This is a genomic window from Pseudomonas syringae (genome assembly GCF_021605415.1).
Classification (GTDB): domain Bacteria; phylum Pseudomonadota; class Gammaproteobacteria; order Pseudomonadales; family Pseudomonadaceae; genus Aquipseudomonas; species Aquipseudomonas syringae_S.
In genome coordinates this window covers 1-942 of sequence record NZ_WKEQ01000092.1, presented here as the reverse complement: position 1 = coordinate 942, position 942 = coordinate 1, and the positions used below count along the sequence as shown (strand labels likewise).

General features: G+C 59.9%; 1 protein-coding gene. It reads left to right on the top strand.

Going from position 1 to position 942, the window contains the following annotated elements; all coding sequences use genetic code 11:
* Positions 1–154 precede the first annotated feature (154 nt).
* Positions 155–942, top strand: a 788-nt coding sequence (gene tssI, locus GIW69_RS26130; RefSeq protein WP_236485673.1) for a type VI secretion system tip protein TssI/VgrG, incomplete at its 3' end; no start/stop codon positions are given.

The window sequence follows — 942 nt, the reverse complement described above, 5'->3', positions numbered from 1 at the left end:
CATTTCATATTTGCGAACCGTCCTACTCAGGTCTGGGATCGCCCCTACATAACATCCCCGGCAGCCTTGCTAACGTGCCCGCCATTCTCGCGAGCACAGACCAGGGACGGTTTGGATACCGCGCTTCATTTCCTCTTTGCTTAAGGATAAGCGTATGTTCCGGCCGGCCAATGCGGCGCAATTTGCGTTGCAGATTCCTGCTATCCGCCATGACTTCAAAGTGCTGGCCTTCAACGGCACTGAAACGGTCAGCACCCTCTATTGCATCAATGTTGAACTGGTCAGCGAACACCCGGATTTCGATCTGGAAACGTTGCTCGGCCAACCCGCGTTTCTGCAATTCGGCTTCAACGGCGAAGGCCTCCACGGCCACATCGAAGACGTGTTGGCGGGCGAGTCCGGAAAGCGCCTGACCCGCTATCACTTGGCGCTGGTGCCGGCGCTGCACTACTTGCAGTTCAGCCACGATCAGCGGATTTTCCAGCGCTTGACCGTGCCGCAAATCATCGCGCAGGTGCTCAAGGGGCACGGTCTTCTGGCCGATGCGGTTACCTTCCACGTCAGCACCAGCGCGCCCCGCGAATACTGCACGCAGTACGGCGAATCCGATTTCGAGTTCATCCAGCGCCTGTGCGCCGAGGACGGCATTGCCTGGCATCACCAGCATTCGGCGGACGGCCATCGCTTGGTGTTCACCGACGATCAGGTGTTTCTGCCGACGCTCGGTGGCACGCCGTATCAGCAAGATTCCGGCATGGTCGCCGAACACCCGGTCATCAGCCGCTTCAGCCTGCGTACCAGCACCCGCACCAGCGCTGTCACTCGCCGCGACTACGACCTGAAACGCCCGAACCTGTTGCTCGAAAGCCGCTTCACCGCCGAGTTCACCCCGGCGCTGGAGGACTATCGCTACCCGCTGTTGCTGGAAAACGAAAAGCGCGG